Here is a 25,743-nt window from a genome sequence, read left to right as displayed (position 1 = left end):
GAATTAGGATAAATTTATTGAGTTTTATTTTTTACGTTTTGAAGATTTTTTATTATTCTTTTTCTTCTTTTTTGAGTTTGTGACTTTTTTGTTATTAGATGTTGATTTACCTTTTGCTTTATTTTCATTATCTTTACGATTTTGTTTCTTTTTAGCAATTAATATAGGTGCATCTTTATCATTACCTTTAAGCTTTTTCTCTTTTGATGAATTTGAAGATTGTTTGTTAGTTTCTGTTTCATCTTTTTTCTGTTTAGCTAATAACAATGGTTCATGGTCATTATCACTCAATAAATGTTTTTTTTCATCTTTAATAGTATCTTTATGATTCAACATTTCATCTTCTTCTTCTTTTCTACGGCGTTTTGCCATTACAAACCAGAAACTAGCTAATAATCCAGAAATACCTACAAATCCTAGTGTCTTTTTAAGTACATTAGCAATTGAATCTGTCACACTATGTGTATTTTGATGATTGTTATTTTTATCTTTGTTTTGTTTAGATTTATCGCTAGGTATGCTGCCATTTAATTTTTCTTTAGTTCCATTTCCGAAGATAGTAGTAGCATTAGTTTGATTAGCTCTAACTACTCTAGTTAAATCGAAAGGTCTATTTAAAGTATTGTTGAATTGATTTCTGTTTCTGCCAATATTTGTATTGATTTGAACAGCTAAGATACGATTAATACCATCTCTCAATGCATCATCCACTTCTTGTGGTGTGTGAGCATTTTTGATTCTTCTAATCGTGTCATTAACTATGCTATTAATTCTATTTAAAGCATCTTGTTTTTGACTTGCAGTACCAAATCTACTGTTTCTTATGTCATTAGCTTTTTGTGTTGATATTTTATTGATATTTTTAATAGCATCGTCTTTACGTTTCACTAAATCTTTAATTGGATTTACAGAAATAATCTGAGATATAAACTTATGTTGTTGTTTAGTTATATCTTCAAGTGATTTTGAATTATCAATATCTTTAAGCGCTTGATCTTTTAGACGATTCACTTCGTCTTTAGCAGCAGCTTTTTGTTCTGGCGTTAAGTCAGGGTTATTATCAATTTCTTTGAGTTTGTTGTTGGCTGCTTCTTCGATAGCTTGTTTCGCTTTGTCTTTTGCTTGATCAATCGTGAATTGATTTGGATCAAATTTGCTGATAGTATCTTGCGCATTAGATTTCGCTTCCTCAATGCCAGTTAAGTCTTTCGCATTATCGATATCTTTAAGTGCTTGTTCTTTTAGACGATTGACTTCGTCTTTAGCAGCAGCTTTTTGTTCTGGCGTTAAGTCAGGGTTATTATCAATTTCTTTGAGTTTGTTGTTAGCTGCTTCTTCAATAGCTTGTTTCGCTTTGTCTTTTGCTTGATCAATCGTGAATTGATTTGGATCAAATTTGCTGATAGTATCTCGTGCTTGAGATTTCGCTTCATCAATACCGTTTAAGTCTTTCGCGTTGTCAATATCTTTCAATGCTTGTTCTTTTAGACGATTGACTTCGTCTTTAGCGGCAGCTTTTTGTTCTGGCGTTAAGTCAGGATTATTATCAATTTCTTTGATTTTAGCTGCAGCAGCATCTTTGATTTCGTTTTTAGCATCAACTTTAGCTGTGACATAGTTAGAAATATTATTAACAGCATCTTCTAGTTTTTGCTTAATTCGATCAATATCTTCTTTAGTCGTTGCATTATCAATATCATTATTACTTTGTTGTTTTAACTGATTCAATTGATTAATTAACTGTTGTTTTTCTGTATCCGTTAAATCAGGGTTATTTGTAATCTTAGTAATAAGGTCATTGATTTTTTGTTCAATATCATTTTTAGCATCGATTTTAGCTTTAGGTATTTCATTTGCATGAATCTCATCGATTGCTTTGTTGCCTGATTGTTGAACTTTATTGACTTGATCGTTACTAGTCGCATTATTAATATCATTAATAATTTGGTTAGCAATTTCTTTGGCTTTATTAATAGCGTCAGTCTTATCTTGCTCAGTAGCGTTTGATGCATTAATTTCTTTCAATTTATCTGCTAAAGCTTTATTAACTTCTTGGATGGCATCATTTTTAGCTTCTTGTAATCTCTCTTCACCATTTAATTGGTTAATTGCTTCTTTAATTGATTCTATCATTCCACGAACATCGTTAACATCTGTACCTTTATTGTTGTTTCCATCTAGCATTTGTTGTGCATTTGATTTAACTTCATTCAAATTATCTTTTGCACTTTGATCGGCGTTTTGGAAGTTGATGCTATTTTCACTGTTTGGAATAGTATTTTCAACGAGATCTCTAAGTTCAGCCATTGCATCATTTAAATCTATTTGATTATTGATAATGTCATTTATAGTATCTAAATCATTAGCTTTCTTGATTGCTTCATGTGCTGCCACTTTTTGTGGTTGGTTAAGTTGATCTAAACTATCTATAAATTTATCAGCTTTTGATTTAGCATTTGTAACTTTAAGGTCACCATTTAATGCATTTTCTGCATCTATGATAGCTTGTTTTAATGCTTCCACTTCAGTATTTGTTAATGCATTTCCACTATCTTTATTTAATACATTTTGTGCGTTAGTGATAGCTTTATTGAATTGGGCTTTTAAATCATCATCGGCATTTATAAAGTTTGAGCTAGATTTTATTGGTAGTTCATTATTTTGAACGTATTGTTTTAAAGCATTCATCGCTTGGTCTACTGCTGTTGCTTTATTAATAGCTCGAGTCACTTTATTTAATGTATCAGCATTATCGATTTGTAATGTAGCTAATTGCTTTTGAGCGTTATTAATGTTAGTTAATTGGTCTAATGTTTCTAACGCTTTAGTTTTCGCATCACTAAGTCTTTGATCACCATTTAGTGCATCTTTTGTAGTTGAAATAGCCTCAATTAATTGTTGAATTTGATCTTTAGGTAAGTTTTGACCATTTGCTTTATCAACTGCATCTTTAGCGTTAGTAATTGCTTGGTCGAAGTCTCGTTTTAATTGAGCTTCAGCATTAATGTAATTACCGCTATTTTTAGTTGATGCTTCATTATTAGTGATAGTTTGTTGAAGCTGATTCATGACTGTATTTAATGATGTAGCTTCATCAACAATTTGTTGAATTTCATTTAAGTCATTTGATTGATTAACTCTTTCAACTAAAGATTGATGTTGTGAATCATTAATAGCATTGAGTTGATCGATAGCTTGGTTAGCTTGAGTTTTCGCTTCAGCTACTCTTTCATCACCGTTTAATGCTTGTTTAGTTTGTTGTATGTCCTGATAAGCTTGTTCAACTTGTTGTTGCGATGCATTTTCTGTAAGTAATTGTTGAGCATGTGTTATTGCTTGTTGATATGCTTGTTGTTTATCGTTATCTGCTTGGCTGTAATCAACTGAATTTTCAACATTAGTATGATCATTAACTGCATCTTGTAATTGTTGCATTGCTGTATTTAATTGAGTTGCTTGTTCAACTATTTGAGCAATTGGTTGAAGTTGAGTAGCATTATCAATATTTTGTTTAATAGCAGTTTGTTGTTCGTTATTAAGATGTGTTAATTGATCGATGTCTGTTTTAGCTTGTGCTTTAGCATCTGCAACACGTTGATCACCATTTAAATCATTTGCAGTTTGTTGAAGTTGTGTTAAAGCTTGTTCAACTTCAGTTTGATTAGCATTTGTACCTTGTGCTGGGTTAACGATATTTTCAGCATTACTTATTGCTTGATTTAATGCATCTTGTTTATCTATTGAAGCTTCAGTGTAATTAGGCTCAGCTTTATCAGTATTAATTTGATTCAATTGATCTTTTAATGATTTCATCGCTTGATCAAGTTGAGTTGCTGTTTGAACCAATTGTGCTACTTCTGTTCTTGTTGTAGCACCAGCAATTGCATCTTTAGCAGCTTGTTGTTGCGCATGATTTAAATGATCTAAACTATCAACAGTAGTTATTGCTTGCTGTTGGTCTTGTTCAAGTTTTTGATCACCATGAAGATTGTCTTTAGCATTGATAACCTCTTGGATTTTTTGTTCAATTTGGTTTGTATCCATTGTTGGATTTGAAGTTTGATTGATTAAATCTTTGGCATTAGTTACTGCTTCAGTATATGCATCTTTTTGTGCAGGATCTTCATTAATAAATTTACTACTTGCTTCAACTTGTGCTTGGTCATTAATGCTTGCTTTTAAATTGCCCATTGCTGTATTAAGGTCAGCAGCATTTACTAAGATTTGATTAATGTCATCTCTAGTTGTTGCTTGATTGATTTGTGTTTCAAGCGTTTGGCGTTGTGGTTGGTTAAGATCAGATGAGTTATTTAAGCTCTCTAAAGCTCGTTGTTTCGCTTGCTCAAGTTTTTGGTCACCATGTAAATTATCTTTGGCATTATTCACTGCTTGAGTTAGTTGGTCAACTTGAGTGATATCTAATGTAGGATTAGACGTTTGGTCAATCAAGTCTTGAGCATGTTGTACTGCTTGTGTATATGCGTCTTTTTGTGCAGGATCTTCATTAATAAATTTGCTACTCGCTTCAGTTTGAGCTTGGTCTTTAATACTTACTTTTAGATTTTCCATTGCTAAATCAAGTGCTTGAGCATGATTGATAATTTGTGCAACTTCATCTCTAGTTGATGCACCATTAATTTGATTTTGTAGCGTATCACGTTGAGCAGTATTAAGATTATTTAATTGATTTAGAGTTTCATTAGCATGTTGTTTATCATTAGCTAATTTTTGATCACCGTGTAAATCATCTTTAGCATTATTTACTGCTTGAGTTGCATGTTCAATCGCAGACTTATCTAGTATTGGATTTGAATCATTATTTATAATGTCTAAAGCATGGTTAACTGCATCAGTATAAGCACCTTTTTGAGTAGGATCTTCGTTAATAAATTTACTGCTCGCTTCAACTTGTGCATGATCTTGAATACTATCTTTTAAAGCTTGCATTGCATTATTAAGTGCTTGTGCTTCTTCAAGTTTTTGTGCAACTTCATCACGAGTGGAAGCGTTGTTGATAGCATTTTCTATAGCTTGCTGTTGAGCAGGTGTTAAATGATCAAATTGATTTAATGATGTACCTGCATTTTGTTTATCTTCTTCTAATCTTTGAACTCCGTCTAATGCTTGTTTCGTATTATCGACAGCTTGAGTTGCTTGAGATACATCACCTTTATTAATTGTTGGGTTATTAGTTCCAGCAATGATATTTTCAGCATTTTGTAAAGCAGTGTCATAATCTTGTTGTTTGTTAGGTTCAGCATTAATATATTGACTGTTTGCATGAATATCATTTTTGTCAGCAATGCTTTGACGTAACGTATCCATTAATTGATCAAGTGCTTGTGCTTCGTTTAAGTCATTATTAACAGCTGTTCTTGTAGTTTCACTATCTATTAATGCATCTTCCATATGTTTTTGAGCATCATTTAAATGAGATAACTGACTAACTATTTGTTTGGCATGGTCTTTGTCGTTTTGTAATTTCACATCACCATGTAACGATTGCTTAGCATTGTTAACTGCTTCAGTAGCTTGATTAATAGTATTTCCATCTAACGTAGCAGTTTGTTCGTTGATGATATCTTGCGCATGTTGAACTGCTTGATCATAGTTTTGTTGTTCTGTTGGATCTTCATTAATGTAAATACTATTAGTTTTGACTGTTGCGTTATCTTTTATGCTTTCTCGTAAACCATGCATAGCTTGATTTAGTGTATTAGCATTTTGTTCAATTTGGTGAACATCAGTCACTAATGGTGCACCATTCACTTGTTGTATTAAAGCTTGTTTTTGTGGATCGTTTAAATCAACTAGTGCATTAATTGCTTGTTCAGCATTGACTTTTGCATCTTGTAAGTTTTGATCACCATTTAATGCTTGTAACGCATCTTGAACACGAGTAATTGCTTGCTCTACTTCTGTTTGTGATGCATTTTGACCCGTTTGTGGGTTAATGATACTTTCTGCATTCGCAATTGCATCAGTGTATGCTGTCTGTTTATCATTATCCGCATTTGTAAAGTTACCTTGCTGTTCAATGTCATTATGGTTAGCAATAGCTTGAATTAAATTACCCATTGCACTGTTTAAATCTTGTGCAGTTTGTAAGTGTTGATTCACTGTAGCAATGTCTGACGATTGAGTAATTTGAGCTTCTAAAGCTTGGACTTGAGTTTGATTTAAATGGCTCAATTGTCTAATTGTTTCAGTAGCTTGTTGTTTAGTGTTTGCAAGATTTTCGTCACCATCTAAAGCTACTTTAGTTGTGTTCACTTGAGATGTAGCTGAATTGATATCATTTGGATCCATGATTGGTGAAGTAGCTTCGTTAATGATATTATTTGCTGCATTTACTGCATTGTTATAGTCATTTTGACGTTCAGTTGTTGCATCATGATAGTCTTCAGAAGCTAATGTATCTTGGTTATCTGCAATACTGTTTCTCAATTGTTCCATAGCTTGGTCAAGCGCTTGAGCGTTTTGTTTTATTGTTGAAACATCTGTAACTAATGGTGCTTGGTTAATTTGAGTATTGTAATTTTGCTTTTGAGCATCGTTAAGATGTTGTAATTGATTAACAAACTGAGTAGCTTCTTGTTGAGATTGAGCTAAGTTTGTATTACCATTCAACGCTTGTTTCGCATTATTAACTGTATTTGTTAAACGTTCAACTGCATCTTGAAGTTCATTTGTGCCAGCATGTTGGTTTAATACATTTTCAGCATTAGCAACTGCTTGGTTATACGCTTCTTGATTTTGTTGATCAGCATTTAAATAATTACCATCAGTTAATGTTTGTGCATTATCATTAATTGATTGAGCTAATTGATTCATTGCTTGATCAAGATTTTGAGCAGTTTGCTTAACTTGATTTACTGTTGCAATATCTGGTGCTTGTTCAATTTGAGTTGTGAGTGCTTGTTTTTGAGCATCGTTTAAATGAGACATTGCATTAATTTCTGTATTGCCATTTTGCTTTTCAGTAGCAAGTTTTGCATCACCGTTTAACTCGTTATGTGTGTTATTAACTTGGTTCATCGTGTTCTCGATGTCACTAGCATTTAACGTCGGATTAGATGATTGATTAATAATAGCTTCTGCTTGGTTCACTGCATTCGTGTATGCTATTTGTTTGTCTGCATCAGCATCGTGATAATTTTCACTACCTAATACTTCATCTTTATTAGCAATGCTTTGTTTTAATTGATTCATTGCATTATTAACTTCTTGTGCAGTTTGTTTAATTTGGTTAACAGCATCAATTGATTGTGCTTGGTTAATTTGTTCAGCAAGTGCATCATGTTGTGGTTGGTTTAAATCTTGTAATGTACCAAGTTGAGTTGTTGCTTCTTGCTTAGCTTGAGCTAAGTTTTCATTACCGTTAAGTTCGTCTTTAGCTTGATTAACATTTGTTAGTGCTTGATTAACATCTTCAACGTTTAATACAGCTGTTGGTGTGCCATCTACGATTTGTTGCGCTAGATTTGTAGCGTTGTCATAAGCAACTTGCTTACTGTTATCTGCTTGAGTGTAATCGATTGATTGCGGCACTTGACTGTTAACTTGAAGTTGTTGTTTCAAATTACCCATTGCAGTATTTAAATCATTAGCAGTTTGTTTTACACGATCAACATCTGGAACTAAACCTGCTTGAGTTACTTGTTGTTTAAGCGCCTCTTTTTGAGGTGTGTTTAAATTAGATAATTGATCAATCATTGTTGTCGTATTTTGTTGTGCGGTTTGAAGATTTTGATCACCATTTAATTCGCCTTTAGTTTGAGTCACTTGTTGTAATGCTTGAGTTACTTCTTGTGGATTAACTATAGCATTTGGAGTTCCATTGATAATTTGTTGAGCATGATTTACTGCATCAGAATATGCTGATTGTTTATCTTGATCTGCATTTAAGTAATTACCATTTGTAATCACTTGGTCATGATTTGCAATACCTTGTTTTAAATCAGCCATTGCTTGATTTAAATCTTGCGTTGTTTGTTTAATACCATTGACTTTATCAACTGTAGTAGCTAAATCTACTTGTTGTTTTAACGCTTCTTTTTGAGCTTGGTTTAACTCACTTGCATTTTCAATAGCTTGAATTGCTTCATTTTTGGCATTTTGAACATTGTTATTACCATTTAATGCTTGTTTCGCATCAGTTAATTGTTGTAATGCTTGTTCAACTTCAGTTTGAGGTACATTGCCACCATTAGCTTTATCTAAGATATTTTCAGCATGTGCAATAGCAGCATCATATGCATCTTTCTTATCTTGATCAGCATCTGTGTAATTGATGTTGCCTAATATTTCTGTCTTATCTTGTAATCCATTAGATAAGGCTGTCATAGCATTATTTAAGTTTTCCGCTACTTGTTTGATTTGGTTAACATGTTCGATATCTGGTGCTTGATCAATTTGATCAGTTAGAGCATGTTGTTGTGCACTATTTAAATGATCAAGTGTAGTTATCGTTGCTTTTGCATTTTGCTTTTCAGTTTCAAGATTTTCATTACCATTTAATGCTTGAGTCGTTTCTTGAACTTTCGTTAAAGCGTTAGTCACTTGAGTTGGATCCATTGTTGGACTAGCTGTTTGATTTAATAAATCTTGTGCAGCAGAGATAGCATCGTTAAATGCTGCTTGTTTATCTGGATCTGCATCGTGATAGTCTTCGCCTGCTAAAATATCGTCTTTGTTAGCGATACCTTGTTTCAAGTTTGTCATAGCTTCGTTAAGCTTTTCAGCAGCTGTTTGAATCGCATTTACATCTGGAACTGCTGTAGCTTGTGTGATTTGTTTATTATATTCATCACGTTGAGCTTGATTTAAGTTTGGTAATTGATCAATTGCATTTGTAACTGTTTGTTTAGCATTAGCTAAGTTTGTATTACCGTTTAATTCGTCTTTAGTTCGATTAACATGGTTAAGCGCATCAGTAATTTCACTTGGTGTTACAACTACATTTGGAGCTCCGTCAATTAACTGTTGAGCTTGAGTGACAGCATTGTTGTATGCAGTTTGATTATCAGTATCAGCATTTGTAAAGTTACCATCAGCTTTAGTTTGATCTTTATCTGCAATACTTTGTTTCAATTGTGTCATTGCATTATTTAAGTCTTGAGCAGTTTGTTTAATACCATTTGTTTCAGCAACAGTTGTAGCATTATTCACTTGACCTTTTAATACATCTTTTTGAGCTTGGTTTAAGTCACTCGCATTATTGATGAGTTCAGTTGCTTCGTCTTTAGCTTGTTGAACGTTTGCATTACCGTTTAATGCTTGTTTAGCATTGTTGATTTGTTGAATTGCTTGTTCAACTTCAGTTTGAGATACGTTACTGCCACTAGCTTTATCTAATATATTTTCAGCATTCGTAATAGCTTGATTGTAAGCAGCTTGCTTTTCAGGATCAGCATCAGTGAAGTTAACTTTTGATGTTGTTAAATCTTTATCGGCAATTGCTTGTTTTAAACCAGCCATAGCATTGTTTAGATTTTGAGCATTGTTTTTAATTTGATTTACTTCATCAACTGATGTTGCATGACTAATTTGCTCATTTAAAGCATGTTGTTGTGCATTATTTAAGTTATCAAGTCCACCTACTGTTTGATTAGCCTCTTGTTTTGCTTGGTTCAGATTATCATTACCATTCAATTCATTTTTAGCGTTTGTCACGTTAGTTGTGGCTTGATTAATAACAGTCGGATCTAATGATGGATTAGAAGTGTTATCAATAATATCTTTTGCACTATCAACTGCATTGTTATATGCCTCTTGTTTATTTGGTGACGCATCTAAGTAGTTTTGATCATTCTTAGTTGCTGTATTATCTGCAATACTTTGTTTTAAATGATTCATCGCTTGGTCAACGTCTTGAGCTTTTTGTAAATTAGCTTGAACTTCTGCTACATTCGATGAATTTCCAACTAATTGTTTAAGTGCTTCTTTTTGAGCATCAGTAACATTAGTTAATCCATCGATATTTGTTGTAGCTTGTTGTTTAGCGTTATTTAAGTTTTGAGTACCATTTAAATCATTCTTAGCTGAATTAACTTGGTTAGTTGCAGCTTCAACTTGTTCTTTAGTTAGATTTGTACCTTGTGTAGGGTTTAAAGTATTTTCAGCATTTGTCACTGCATTTGTATAATCAGTTTTCTTATTATTATCAGCATCTACATAATTTTGACTATCTAACGTATTGTCTTTGTCAGCCAAGCTTTCTTTTAATTTAGTCATAGCTGTGTTTAAATCTTGAGCATCTTGTTTAATTTTCTCTACTTCAGCAACTGTTTGAGCTTGATTAATTTTTTGAGCTACATTTTCTCTTTGAGCATTATTTAAATTATCTAAACCATTTAATTCTTGAGATGCATTATTTTTAGCTTCATTGACTTTTTGCGTACCATTTAAAGCTTGTTTAGCAGTATTAATTGCTGACAATGCTGTTTCAACTTGTGCTTGGTTTGCATTAGAACCTGTTGTTGGGTTCGTAATACTTTCAGCACTTGTTATTGCGTTATTATAATCCTGTTGTTTAGATGGTTCTGCATCAGTGTAATTGACGCTTTGTTTAACATCTGTTTGGTCATTAACAGCATCAATCAATTGCCCCATTGCTTGATTAAGTGATGATGCAATAGAAGTAACTTGATTTACTGTTGCAATATTTTGAGCATCATTAATTTGGTTAGTAAAGTCTGTACGTTGTGCTTGATTTAAATGAGTAAGTTGATTTAAATCTTGTAATGCATTTTCTTTAGCACGAGTTAAGTTAGCGGCACCATTTAAACCAGTTTCTGCTGTTTTAATTTGTTGCATTGCTTGCGAAACGTTTGAAGGATTAAGTTCTGGTTGAGTAGTTTCACTAACAATACTTTCAGCATGGTTAATCGCATCGTTGTAAGCAGTTTGTCTATCATTATCAGCATCGACAAATGGTTGACTTGTTTTAACTGCTTGTTGATGGCTTATTTCTTGTCTTAAATCAGTCATCGCATTGTTAAGTGCATTTGCATTTGACTTGATATTAGCAACTTGATCAAGTTGTGTAGCACTGTTAATTTGGTTTGTAATACTTTGACGTTGTGCATCAGTGAGATCTGTTAAATGACTTAGTGCTTCTGTTGCTTCTTGTTTCGCATTTGTAAGATTTGTATTACCATTTAATTCATTTTCAGCACTGATTACATTTTGTGTAGCAGTATTGATGTCTGCTGGATTTGTAACAACATCTGGCGAACCGTTAATTAAGTTTTGTGCGTGTTGGTAAGCATCAGTATAGTTACCTTGTTTCTCAGCACTTGCATTAGTGTAATTACCATCAGTAACAATTGTATTATGGTCAGCTACAGCTTGTTGTAATTGATCCATTGCAGTGTCTAATGCATTAGCATTATTTTGAAGGTCAGTAACAGCTACTACATTTTGAGCTTGGTTAACTTGCTCTTTTAGTGCATTTTTCTGTGGTGTATTCAAATGTGCTAAGTTTTCAATTGCTTGTGTTGCATCATTTTTAGCTATTTGTAAGTTTTGAATACCATTTAATTCACTAGCAGTTTGAGTAACGTTTTGAATTGCTTGTTCAACTGCGTTTTGATCAGCATTTGTGCCACTCGTTTTGTCTAAAATACTTTCGGCATTTGCTACTGCTCCAGTATATGCATTTTTCTTATCTGTATTAGCATCTAAGTTGTTTTGACTGTTTAAAGTTTCGTCTTTATTCGCGATAGCTTGTTGTAATTGTTGCATAGCTGAATTTAAGTTCTGAGCAGTTGTTTTAACTTGGTTAACGCCATCAACTGTAGAGGCACTATTAATTTCGTTAGTTAAATGTGCCTTTTGTGCATCGTTTAATTGATTTAGTGTACCTAAGTTATTCAGTGCATCAGCTTTCGCTTCACGAACTTTAGCATCACCATTTAAATTGTCTTTAGCTGTAGACACTTTATTAGTTACCGCTTCAACTTGTTCTTTATTTAAGTTACCACCGTGTGCATTATCTAAAATACTTTCCGCTTCAGTAACTGCATTTGTATAAGCGTCTTGGTTAGTTGAGTCAGCATCAGTAAAGTTAACACTATTTTTCACTGTAGTTTGATCATTAATACTATTTTGTAATTCGCCCATCGCAGTATTTAATTCATTAGCTGTATTTTGTGCTTGAGCGACTTGTGCAAGTGTAGTTGCATTAGTAATTTGTTCAGTTGCTACATTTGTTTGTGCAGTGTTCAAGTGATTATAAGTTGCTAATGCTTGTTTAGCAGCTTCTTTAGCTTGAGCAACTTTTTCTTCACCGTTTAATGCATTTTTAGCAGTTGTAACTTGATTTAATGCTGCTTGAACTTGAGTAATGTCTGCATTTGTACCTTGACCTTTATTTAGAATTGCATTAGCTTGAGTAACCGCATTTGTATATTCTTGTTGGTTAGCTTGATCAGCATCAGTATAATCAACGCTTTGTATTACATCATTATTATCGTTAATACCTTGTTGTAACTCAGCCATAGCTTGGTTTAACTGTGTTGCAGTATTAGATACTTGCTCGACGTTAGCAACTGTTGGTGCATTGTCGATTTGAGTCGTTAACGCTGCTTTTTGAGCATTGTTAAGTGATGTAAGTTGTTCTAATGCATTTTTAGCATTTGTCTTAGCTATTTCAACATTTCGGTCACCATTTAATGCCTGTTTAGCACGTTGAACATTTTGAATTGCTGTTTGAACATCAACTTGTGATGTATTCGCGCCATGTTCTTTATCTAAAATACGTTCTGCTTCAGCTACTGCATTATTGTATGCTTCTTGATTAGCTTGGTCAGCATTAGTGTAGTTAACCTGTTGTTTAGTAGATTCTTGATCTTGAATCGCTTGAGCTAATTCTCCCATAGCATTATTCAGTTGAGTCGCATCATTTTGAATAGTAGTTACATCATTCACATGAGATGCGCTATTAATTTGATTAGTAATACTTTCTTTTTGCGCATTTGTTAAATGAGATAACGTGTTTAAGTTTGCTTTCGCATTGTTTTGAGCATTTACAAGATTTTGAGCACCATTCAATGCACCTTCTGCATTTGTCACTTGTGTTGCTGCTTGAGTAATTGTATTTGGATCCATTGTTGGTGTTCCAGTTTCATTAATAATGTTGTTCGCATTATTAACTTGAGCGTCGTATGCCTGTTGCAAGTCTTGGTTTGCATCAGTATAGTTTTGACTTGATTTAACTGTTTGTTCATTGGCAACACTATCTCTTAATGTTCTCATTGCATCATTAAGTGTTTGTGCATTGGTTTTAACTGTTTGAACATTAGGTAATGTTTGAGCATTTTGAACTTGTTCTTTTAGATTTGCTTTTTGAACGTTATTCAATTGTGCTAATCCGTCAATCGTGTTGTTAGCATTTTCTTTTGCGACACGTAAATTATTATCACCATTTAACGCATTATAAGCATTTGTTACTGAAGTTGTAGCATTATCGATATCTGTTGGTACAAGAACAACATTATTTGTACCATTGATAATAGATTCTGCATTAGCAACTTGAGTGTCATATGCATTACGTTTATCGTTATCTGCATTGATATAATTTCCGTTTGTTAAAGTTTCTGCTTTGTTAGCAATCGATTGTCTTAAGTTACCCATTGATGTATTAAGTGTTGTTGCTAATTGCTTAACGCCATTTACATCAGCAACACGATTACCACTAGTAACTTGAGCTTTTAAAGCGTCTTTTTGAGCAGTATTTAAGTTAGTGCTTTGATCAATTGTATTGATTGCACTTTGTTTAGCTTGATCTAAGTTTTGTTGACCATTTAATGCTTGTTGTGCTTGGTTAATTTGGTTAACTAAAGTATCTACATCTGATTTAGAAGTATTAGGTCCAGTCGCTTTGTTTACAGTTGATTCAGCAGTTACAAGATACATATCATAATTTGATTGATTTTGTGAATCTGCATCTAAATAGTTTTGACTATTTTGAACATTATTTTTATCATCAACTAATGTTTGTAATTGTCCCATTGATGTATTTAATGCATCAGCATTTTGTTTTACTTGTTCAACGCCAGCAAGATTAGTTGCTTGGTTGAAATCATTTTCTAATGCGTTATGTTGAGCAGTAGTTAAATGATTTAATGTACCTAAATGTTGAATAGCTGCTGTTTTAGCATCATTAATTTTATGATCACCATTCAATTCATTTTGTGCATTAGTAATTCTTTGTAATGCTGTTTCTACATCATTTTGTGGTGTGTTAGGACCTGCATCTTTATTTAAAATCGCTTTGGCAGCTGCAATCGCTTCATCGTATGCTGTTTGTTTATTAGTATCTGCATCAGTGTAATTTTCTGTTGCTTTTACTTGATTTTCATTATTAACAGCATCTTGTAAGTTATTCATTGTAGTGTCTAAACTTTGAGCAACTTGTTTTGCTTGTTCAACTTGGCTAATATTTTGAGCATTAGTGATTTGAGTATTTAAGTTATCTTTTTGTTGGTTAGTAATATGAGATAACGTATCTAAATACTGTTGTGCATTTTGTTTAGCAGCTGATAAGTTTTCGTCACCGTTTAAATCGCCTTTAGCATGAAGCACTTGTTGAGCTTTCGCATTAATTGTATCAGCACTCATCTCTGGATTAGTTGAAGCATTGATGATGTCTTCAGCTGAAGTTACTGCGTTATTATATGAATTTTGATTATCAGGTGATGCATCGTTATAATCTTCACTATTTCTTACAGTATTTTGGTCAGCAATGCTTTGTCTTAATGTATCCATCGCGTGGTCTAACGTATTCGCATTACCTTGGATACTTTGAACATCTGCCACTGTTGTACTGTTATTAATTTGAGTTGTTAAATGATCTTTTTGAGCATCAGTTAAATGAGTTAATTGTGATAATGCTTGTTTAGCAGTTTGTTGTGCTTGTTCTAAATTACGGTTACCGTTTAATTCGCTCTTAGCTGTATTCACTTTAGCAATAGCTGCGTTAACTTGGTCTTGAGTTTTATTAGGACCGTTTTGAGCTAGGATTGCTTTAGCTTCATTAACTGCTGTTGTGTAGTTAGTTTGTTTATCAGATGATGCATCTTGATAATTTTGACTATTTAACGTGTCATTTTCGCTGTTAATTGCATCTTGTAAGTTACTCATTGCAGTATTTAAATCGTTGGCATTTTGTTTCACTGAATTAACGTTAGCAATATTAGTTGCATCATTAATTTTAGAAGCGATATTTGCTTTTTGAGCATTATTTAAATGAGATAGTGTATTCAACTCATTGTTTGCTTGTTGTTTTGCTTGTTCAAGCTTTTCTTCACCATTTAATGCATCTTTTGTTGAAGTAACTTGATTTATCGCTTGGTTAATTGCATCAACAGTCATTGTTGGTTGCGTAGTTTCACTAATGATTTGTTTAGCATTTGAAACTGCTTGATTGTAGTTATTTTGCTTTTCATTATCTGCATCTAAGTAATCTTCGCCACGTTTCACTGTATCGTTATTAGCGATAGCATTTTGTAAGTTATCCATTGCCGTATCTAAATTAGACGCAAGTTGTTTCACTGCATTAACAGAATCAACTTGATGTGCATCGTTGATTTGTGACAGTAACTGTTGACGTTGAGCGTCATTTAAATGCGTTAATTGAGCAAGTGCTGTTTGAGCTTCTTGTTTTGCATGATTTAGGTTATCAGAACCATTTAATACAGTTTCAGCATGTGATACTTGTTGTAATGCGTTAGTTACATCATTAGGTATTAACGTTGGATTTTGAGCGTTGCCATTAATGATTGTATTTGCTTGATTATAAGCAGTGTCATAAGCATTTTTCTTATTAGTATCTGCATTGACATAGTTGTCGTCTTGAACTAATTGATCGTGGTTAGCGACACCTTGTTTTAAATTGGCCATAGCTGTATCTAGAGCAGTCGCATTTTGTTTAATATCATTAGCTGCTTGTACATTTTGAGCTTGCGTTACTTGTTGTGTTAAAGCGTTCTTTTGCGCTTGATTTAAGTCATTAGCGTTAGTAATTGTATCAATCGCTTCTTGTTTAGCACGTTGTAAGTTTTGCTCTCCGTCTAAGGCAACTTTAGTTGAATTAACAGCATTTGCTTTTTGATTAACTGTGTCAGGAGACATTGTTGGACTATTTTGTTCTCCAATAATGTCTTTCGCTGCATTTACTGCATTATCATAATTTGTTCTGTTAGATGATGTTGCATCAGTATAGTTAATACCAGTTTTGATTGAATCATTATCATTAATGCTCTCTCGTAATGATGTCATAGCAGTATTTAATGCATTAATGCTATTTCGAATTGTTTCAAGACCTGCATGATTTGATGCATCATTAATTTGCTCTCTAAAGTTATCTTGTTGAGCTTGGTTAAGACTTGTTGCATGTTGTAATGCTTCTAAAGTTGGTTGACGATCTAATGTTAAACCAGCTCTTGCTTGATCTAACTCAGATTGAGCGTTAGTTGCTTGAGTCACTTTATCATTGATAGTTTGAACTGATGGTTGGCCAGCAAGTTGTTGATTCACTGCATTTAAAGTTTGACGTGCTGCTTCTAATTTTTCGTTATATGCATTTAGTGAAGCGGTTGTCATACCAACAGTATCTGTTGGTTGATTAATACTTTGCTCTAACGCTTGTTTAGCCGCTTCTAGTGGTGCTTTATCTGGCGTTAGATTTGTTCTAGCTTGATCTAATTCAGATTTAACACTATTAGTTTGGGTTGTATTTGTATTGATGTCGTCAACTGAAGGATTGCCATCTAATACTTGAGTAATAGCATTTAGTTTTTCTTTCGCTGCAGAAAGTTTTGTATTAAATGCACTCACCGAATCTTGAGTCATACCTGTTGTACTTGTGCTTTCAGCTTGAGTGATGCTTTGTTGTAACTCATTTTTCGCATTTTCTAATGGCACTTCATCTACAGTTAAACCATCACGTGCAGTATCAAGCGCAGATTTAGCGTTATTAGCTTGAGTCACATTTTCTCTAATTGTTGCTACATCTGGATTACCTTGAAGTACTTGAGTAATAGCTTCTAAAGCTTGTTGTGCAGCATTGCGTTTTTCATTAAAGTTAGCGACAGAATCCGCAGTCATACCAGTTGTGCTTGTCGAACGGTTAATATCATTTTCTAACTCATTTTTCGCTGCTTCTAACGGTGCTTTATCTGGCGTTAAGTTAGTAATAGCTTGTTTTAAGTTATTGTATTGAGTTTCAACTTTAGCTTTTTCAGCTGCGATGTCTTGGTCAGTTGCATCTCCATTATCAATGACTTGTTGTGCGTTATTTGATTCAGCTTGAGCCGTTTGTTTAGCTGTTTGGTAAGCATTGATTGATTCTTGAGTCATACCATCTGTTGATACAGATTTATTTATTTCCTCATCAAGTTTTGCTTTCGCTGCTTTTAATTCACTGTTATCTGCTAAAGGTTGTAATTGATCGATAGCTTGAGTGATTTGTTCATTGACTCTATTTACTGCTGTTAATGCATCTTGTACTTCTTGTACAGTGCGAATTGGTTTATTAATGATGGCATTCGCTTTGTTACGAGCACTAGTTAAATCACTATTAAGTGCTTGCATTGCTTGGTTGTAAGCTGTAATACTAGCTGGTTTCTTATCAGTAGTTGAACCAGTTCTATTAAGCTGTTGTACTGCTTGTTGTAATGCAGTAGTATCAGCAGTTAAATTAGCTTTTGCTTCGTTAAGTTCAGTTAATGCAAGTTCTATGCTTGCTTTTTCATCAGCAATTTCTTGTTCAGTGGCATCACCATTATCAATCACCTGTTGTGCATTAGTAATAGTTACTTGAGCCACTTGTTGCTTCGTATTGTAATTATCAATACTTTGTTGAGTCATACCGTCTGTTGAAGGTACTTGATCAACAGCTGCTTGTAAGTTGTTTTTCGCTGTTACTAGTTCACTATTATCAGCTTTATCTTGTAATAATGCTTTTGCTTGATCAATTTTCGTTTGAGCTGCTTGTACTTTTGTTAAAGTAGCACTAACTTGTTGAGGTGACGCAAATTGATCTTGAATGACTTGATTTGCTTCAGCTTTAGCAGCATTGATTTGTTGCTCGGCAGCTGTCATTGCTTGGTTATATTGATTAATACTTGATGGTGTTTTACCGTCAGTACTAATTGCATCATCTAAATGAGCATTAGCAGTAATTAACTCACGTTTATCTGATTTCGTAAAGATTGTTTCAGTTACTTCTTCAGTACTACCATCGTTATAAGTAATGATGACAGGAATTGTTGTTGTGCTACCGCCAGCTAAGCTTGTAGGCATATTTGTACCTTGTTTAATTGCTGCATTTCGTTTGTTATTAACATGTACAGCATTGTTAATTTCGTCAGCAGTAATATTGTCGCCGAATTCTTTAATAATTTGATCCGTTGTTACTGTGTGCTCTGATGGTGATGTTAATGTTCTAGAATTAGAACTTGCTGCATTACCAGAGCCTGCTTTAGCAACCGCAGTTACTTCTGAGTTAGGTTTAATTGAATTAGCATTAAACGTTACTTTACCAGTTGCACTGTCTAACGTAATGTAACTTGGTTGATCAGCGATAGACCACTTGCCATTTGCGCCTTTAACAACATGTAATATTTTATTTTGTTCAGCACTATTAGCAATTTTCTCAGTGTAAGAAATGTCAACAGCATTTGTTGGGTTAACTAAATTGCCTGTTGGGTTATTAGGTGTAATGTCTAATTGACCATTGTCCCATGCAGTAGATAAAACTTGATTTGGTTGTGGTGCTACAACTGTGAATTCATCACTTGGTTGTTCAGCACTTGTTAATTCTCCACTACCTTGAGTTGTGATAACTTGAATTGTATCAGCTGGGTTAAATGTTCCTGCTGTAACAGTAATTCCATTAGCAGTACCTACGATTCCTGCTACAGTATGAGCAGATTGCTCCTTAGTCCAAGGGCTTCTATTATTATTTCTACTAAATGAAGTAATTACATTTCCATTACGTTTAATTACTAATCTATCGGCATAAGTTGTAACATTACCAGAACTTGTATTAATACGTTGATCATTACCTGGTGCAATTGTTAATACACCCTGAGCTGTTTCACTGATAGTTGGTTTAGTTGGTTGAACATTTTTAACAATAAATTTAGCTGGTTGAGATGTCGCAAATGTTCGACCATTGTATAAAACATCATATGTAGCATTTACTACTTTAGCTGCATTTGGTTTGTTCATAGCTGACCAGCTTGCATTATTAGTACCAGTTGCAGTTTTGTTCCAATGATATGTGAATCCGTCAGTAGGTAGGCCATCACCATTTTCATTATGAGCATATTGAGAAGCATCAATGCCTGACGCAAATGTTGTACCTATTGTTGTTGTATATTCACTTTGAGGGAAATCAAATTGATATACATACACTTTTACAGGTACTTGCACTGGTGTAGGTATACCAGGATAATTTACGTTAATTTTTAAGTTTTGTACGCCTGCAGTATTAGAAGTTGGTGCAGAATTATTAGCCCATTCAGCAGTAATTCCTGTTGTATTTTGATTTGGTTCAAAAATTATATAATTAATAGCTTGAGTGCCGTGAGTAAGATTTGTACCCTTTTTATCACGAGCAGGACTAATTGCGACTGCTGATGGATAAATTTTGACTGGTATATCAACAGTTCTAGTGCCTTGATCGTTTGGTAATGTGACTGTAACTGTTTTAGTAAATGAGCCTACATTATTTTTCCAATTATCAGGATTATCTTGCCATGTAGCTGTTGTGCCACTTGGTACATTCTTAATAAAACGTTCTGCATGATCAAAATCAAAGTTATTTCCACCTTTAACTAATACTGCTCCTTCGTCAATGGCTTGTAATTGTGTTGTTACTCGAACACTATCACTATCTAACGAATCTACAGTTTCAGAGTGTCTTTCATTTGTAACTTGGCCACGATCATTTATAGATGTGTAAGAAAGATTACCTTCTGACAACGTTGCAGTAGCTTTAATTTCACCATCAGGTAATGCATCAGTGACAGTAACAACTAGTGTACGATTGTCGCCAATTTGTGGGTTTGTAATTGTTAATGGTGTGCCATCTGCTTTAAATAATTGGACTGTTGAATTTGGTAATACATTAGATAACTTAACCTCTTGATTTGTTAATCCAGCTTTGTAACTTACAGAATTTGCATCAATAATTGGTGGGTCTGGACGTACTTTAGATAAGAATCTAACATTTTCAGTTTGACCATTAGCATAAGTTACACGTACTAGTCTAGTTTGGAATCCTATTTGACGTGTATTTGGTCCTAAGCCATTATTGCCAATAAACTCAAATCTCATATTTTCAGGTTGGTTAGACCATGAGTTATTAATAGGTTTTAAAAATTCTTTAGGGTTGTTGACGTCAGTAATATCAGGGAATGTTCCCAATTTAGGTGCAACAAATACTTGTTTAGGCACAGTCTTTACAACCATATACGATGATTCTTTTTCAATTGGTGAAGTTTCACCATCAAATAAAATATTAGCTCTAACTGTGATGCTTTCACCTATTTGAGCATTATTTTTATTAGGTGTGTTATTTGGTAACCATGTGATTGTCGCATCAGGTACAGGGTCTCCATTATCTAATGTGAAGAAATCACTTGGAGCTGATCCTTTACCACTAACAAAATTTTGACCTTGTATTGTAAATTTTGGTGAAGCAATCACATTATAAAGAATGTGCTTGACTGGTACGGTTACAGTTGATGAAGTTCCATCTGTATAAGTTACTGTAACAGTTACATCAGCATTATTACCGCGTCTACGAACATTACTTACAGTTTTACTTTGAACTTCATTTGTTGATGCTGTGGCATAACTTCTATTAGGTACTATTTCTGTCAAAATAACTGAGTTTGTAATAGCTTCTTGGTCCTCTTGTGAAATACTCGCATTATTGCTAATATTAGCGATTCTGACTGGATTTTGAGCTGTAGAAGTTGTTGAAACACGATATTTATCTTTTAATGGTTTGATTGCTATATTGAATGAATGTTCAGTACTATTACCGCTTGTGTCTGTTGCAATTAAGTTAATTGTTTTAGACGTTGAACTAGTTACATTCGGTATTGTAAACGACGCTTGTTGATTATTATTTGATACATTCCCCGTTAATTGCGAGGTAGGTGCAACTGTAACATCTTGCAATGCATAATTATCATTAGCAGTAATATGATTTGTATATGTTTCCCCAGAATAAACTTGCTGATTATTTGAATTTTCAACTGAAATCGTTGGATTAACTTTATCACTTGGAACAAAGTACACATTAATAGTGTCAGTTGTACGATCCATGTTTGAACGTAAATATTCAATATAAGGTTTAGGACCTGTAGGTGATAAATATAATTGAGCTCGATAAATCGAATGATGTGCATTGCTAATTGTATTGTTTTTAATAACTTTATCAATAGTAAATGCACCTGCACCATTAATAGCTGGTTTGTCTACATTCACTAATGTTGAATTTTGACTATTGTTACTCAAATTAGAATAAGTAATTGTTTGTCCACCGATACCGGTATTAGTTGTTACAATATCAAGTACTTGAATAACTTGGCCATCGAGTGTATATAAACTTTGACCATCTGTCTTTGGTGTAGATAAAGAGTATCCTGTTGTATTAGATGCTCTTCTACCAGCTTCTGCAGCTTCTTTTTCAGTACCGACAATGTTAGTTCTTAAACCTGGAATATTAGTATTAGCAACTAATAAGTTTAATACTTCATTTGTATTAAAATCTTGGCCTAAAGTAGCGTCATATCTATAAATTAAAGATTTATGATCAGGTGTCCATTCAAGTCCCCCATCAGTTGGTCTATTTGCTATCTTAGGATTAGTCCAACTGACTTGGTAATCATTTGGAAAGTCAACCCAACGAAGGAATGACATATTATTCAAATTAGATGTAAATGTCTTAACTAATCTATCTTTAGATACTGTCACAGTTACAGTACTTACACCTTGTCTAGCATCAGGGTTATTTACAGTGATGTCATTTTCTGTTAATGGAAGTACTTGACTATTAGCATTAATAAACGCTTGTTTAACGCGAGTAACTTCTTCATCAGTTAATTGATAATTTGATACTCTATATACCCTTTGATCATCTGTTGGTTGTTGAACATCTATAACTTTTAAAGTTAAAGTTAACGGTGCTTGAGTTTGATGATACGCATTAGCAGCTAGAACTTGATAGTCATATGTTCCTGCATCAAGACGTGAAATTTGTGATGCAGTAGGTAATGTATTATCCCCTGAAATATTGTAAAATGAATCATTTGGTAACGCAGATCCATCTTCTAGCGCAAAATATTGTTTTAAATCACCAATATTATATGATTGCCCTTTAGCGATAACAATTGTAGCTTGTTTTAAATTATCTCCACTAGCAAATGCTGTATTTCTAATAGGATTGTAAGTGATTATATCTGAAGCAGGCATGTTATCTGTAGACCCATCTAAATAAGTAAATCTAGCAGAACCATTTGAATTAACAACAATCTGATTTCTTTGAGCTAATTTATCTATTATAGTTGCATTTTTGCTTCGAAGCGCTTGTAATATTTTAAGTATATTTTCAAGATCTGTTACCGATCTTGGATCTGAAACTTTTATTTTTTCAGCATTATCTAGACCTATAGGATGAAAATCTTGACTCATTTCTCCAACATCTATTGATATTTGCTTACCTTGGCTTATGTTGTTTGCATTATCATTTGCTGTAATCGTAAAAGTGATGTGACTATTAAAAGCCTGATTGTTAGGTATTGTACCTGATATAGTTAAAACTCCTGTTCGTCCATCTGAATTTTTAACAAAGTTAGATGTCCATCCACTTGGTAAATTTGCAATATTAGTATTTTTTAGTCCGGAACCATATTGTTCGTCTGACACATTAACAGTAAAACTAACATGGTCTCCTCTATAATATTTATCTTTCTTATTTATAGGGTCACTAATTGTTGGCGGTGTAACATCTGGTAAGATTTCTACTTCATTGCCCCAATTAGATTTAACATTATCATTATAAAATACAATCGCCTTAATATTACCGCTTGTTGGGAGTGGGAATACAGTGTAATCATTCTTAGTAATTGTTACAGTACTGTGTTCTCCATCAGGTGTAGCAGTTGCTAAAATGTTGTAATTAACGGGAACGGTATTTGGATCATTTGTACCATTCCGACCTTGTGGACCAGTATTAATGAGATATACTAGTGCATTAGTGTCTAACGGTACATTTGAAATAACTACATTTGCTCTTGTTCCGCCTTTACCACGTAATTGCTCTGCAGTAGTGTCAATATGAGGAGGCGCTGGTTTTACTCTTATTTCAAATGTTTGTTCTTTTCTACCAAATCTTATTGTACTAAAATAATCACCTGGCTTAAGAGTTCCTACCAATTCAATATTTTTTTCATAATTTGTATTCACACGATCGACAGAATTTTCAATTCTAAGAGTATTTGGTAAACCGATTATAGACCAATCTTTATCAGTAAATGGTTCATTACTAACCAAATTAATACGTAATGGTTGATTATATACAGTTTTATTTCCAACTTGTGATGTACTATTTTGCATTTCACCAGGATTTACTGCAAATACAGGATGGTTTACTGCCTTAGATATTTGTTGTTCCCCTCTATCCAAAGTTTCGTTATTTGTATAGAAATTGATGATATTACGTAATGCAGGTTTGACTGTTAATTGAGCAGGCACTAATGTTTGTTTATTTTCATATCTATCTTTAACATCAAACCCAATCATTAATCTTATAGGTCGTCCTGTACGGCTATGTTCAGTTAAATTAGCTTCACTAAATATATCATGGATTTGGAATAAGTTTAATTGAACAGGATCTGAATTTCGCTTATGGTTATAATCCGAATCTGGATCGAAAAATCCTAAAACTGTATTACTTGGTGTTTTGACATAGCTTAAAGGATCACTTGCATAGTCAATAACATTAGAATTACTATCTAAAATATATTTAGTTACATTCCTTCCAACATTTGGATCGTATACAGTTTTAGTATTATCAATATGTAGTACTCTATTTATAGTTTGAGTTAAGCTACTAATTCTGTCTTGATGTTGCTTATTTGGCTCTACGTAAAGTTGAGTATAGTTAGACATATTATTATATTCATAAGCACGTGCACCTGCTGCATAATATAATCTGTCAGTAGTTGGACCAACAGTTTTAAATTTAATTGTATAACTATTTTCCCCCTGTCCAATAAATGAATAGATTTTATTTAAACCTGGTATTTGATTTTGATCTCCACCATTTAAAAGAGTGAAATTTTTATAACCGTTAGATTTTGCTGTTTCACTTGCACCTGTTTGATTGAAATAGTCCCCTGCCCGTGCAAAGTCATCAAAACTACGGATTTGAATATCACTCATTTCATAAAAGGTATATCCATTTGGTGCACCCTGATTAAAAGAATTAGCTCTTCTACTATCAATTTGATCACCATTTCTCCAAAATTCAGGTAATGATTTATTTAAACCACCGCCTGCACCAGTGCTGCTAATTAAATTGCTTTGATTACGATCAACAATGTCAATTCTTGTTTCCCCAACAGGAGTTTGATTTTCAGGCAAGCCAAACCAAAATACCATTTTTGCATGTCTCGTATAAGCTCGGTTAAATTGAATTGTCCATTCATAACCATCACGTACTGGTTTAGCTGACATTAATACAAATTCTTTAGAATCAGCTGCATGTAATATATTCCAATGTTCACGTGCTGGAACTGTAGGGAAGTCATGACTAGATGCACTAATAAAAGTACCAACTGGATATCCTGAACCATCATTTGAATTTTCAACATAGTACTCTGATAATGCATTTTGATAATCAGAACCTACTCTTGGCTCTACAGAACGTTCTTCAATACGGTGATTACGTCGTACTTGAGCTTGTCTTTTAGGTAGAGTTTTAATAGTTGCAACAGCTTGTTCTAATTCTTTATATGCTAATTGCAATGTTTTATTGTCTAATTCATCATTACTTCCTAATAATAAATTAATTTTATCGAATGCTGCTTTTACTTGATTGAAAGCCGTTTTATCAGCTTTCTCTCTATCAACAAAGCGATAATCATGGTAATTTGCATCAAAAAATGCTTGTAAAGCATTTTTATCAATTTGTGAATGTTGAGCATTGTCATTGTTTATATCAATTTGACGATTGCTATCTTCAACATGTGCAGTTAATTTATTCTCAGCATGATTAAGTTGTTCATTTTGTAATGTGTTACCCTGCTCTAAATCAGATGAATTTGTAACTTCTTGATTCTTATTTACAGTATTTTCAGAATTTTGAATCGGTGCTTTAGAACTATTTTGTTCTGATTGATTAGATTTCTTTGAATTTGCTACTTTTGTAGACTCTTGACTTGAGTTATCGATAGAAGTTTCTACATTAGTATTTGCTTTATCGGTTGTCTGTGAAATTGTATTTGTTTCTTGTTTAGCTAAATCAGATGTGTTTGACTGTTGTCCATCTTGATGCTGATAAGTTTGATTTTTAGTTTGTTCCTTGGCGCTTGTTTCTTCAGCCTGTGCATTAGATGCGTTAAATCCTAAAAATACTAATGTTGCGATTACAGTTGAAAATGTACCAACTGTATATTTACGAATACTAAACTTTTGTAATTTCTCACGATCGTTCAT

General features: G+C 33.4%; 1 protein-coding gene. It reads right to left on the bottom strand.

All coding sequences use genetic code 11. The features are described 5' to 3' along the window. Nucleotides 1-24: 24 nt before the first annotated feature. The gene (gene ebh, locus N524_RS0100435) at nt 25-25,743 is read right to left on the bottom strand and encodes a hyperosmolarity resistance protein Ebh (RefSeq protein WP_029055344.1); all 25,719 of its coding nucleotides are present in this window, start codon (nt 25,741-25,743) and stop codon (nt 25-27) included.

It is taken from the genome of Staphylococcus sp. URHA0057, assembly GCF_000620265.1.
Taxonomy (GTDB): domain Bacteria; phylum Bacillota; class Bacilli; order Staphylococcales; family Staphylococcaceae; genus Staphylococcus; species Staphylococcus pasteuri.
Note: the sequence above shows the minus strand (reverse complement) of the source record. Positions and strands in the feature narration are given on the sequence as shown.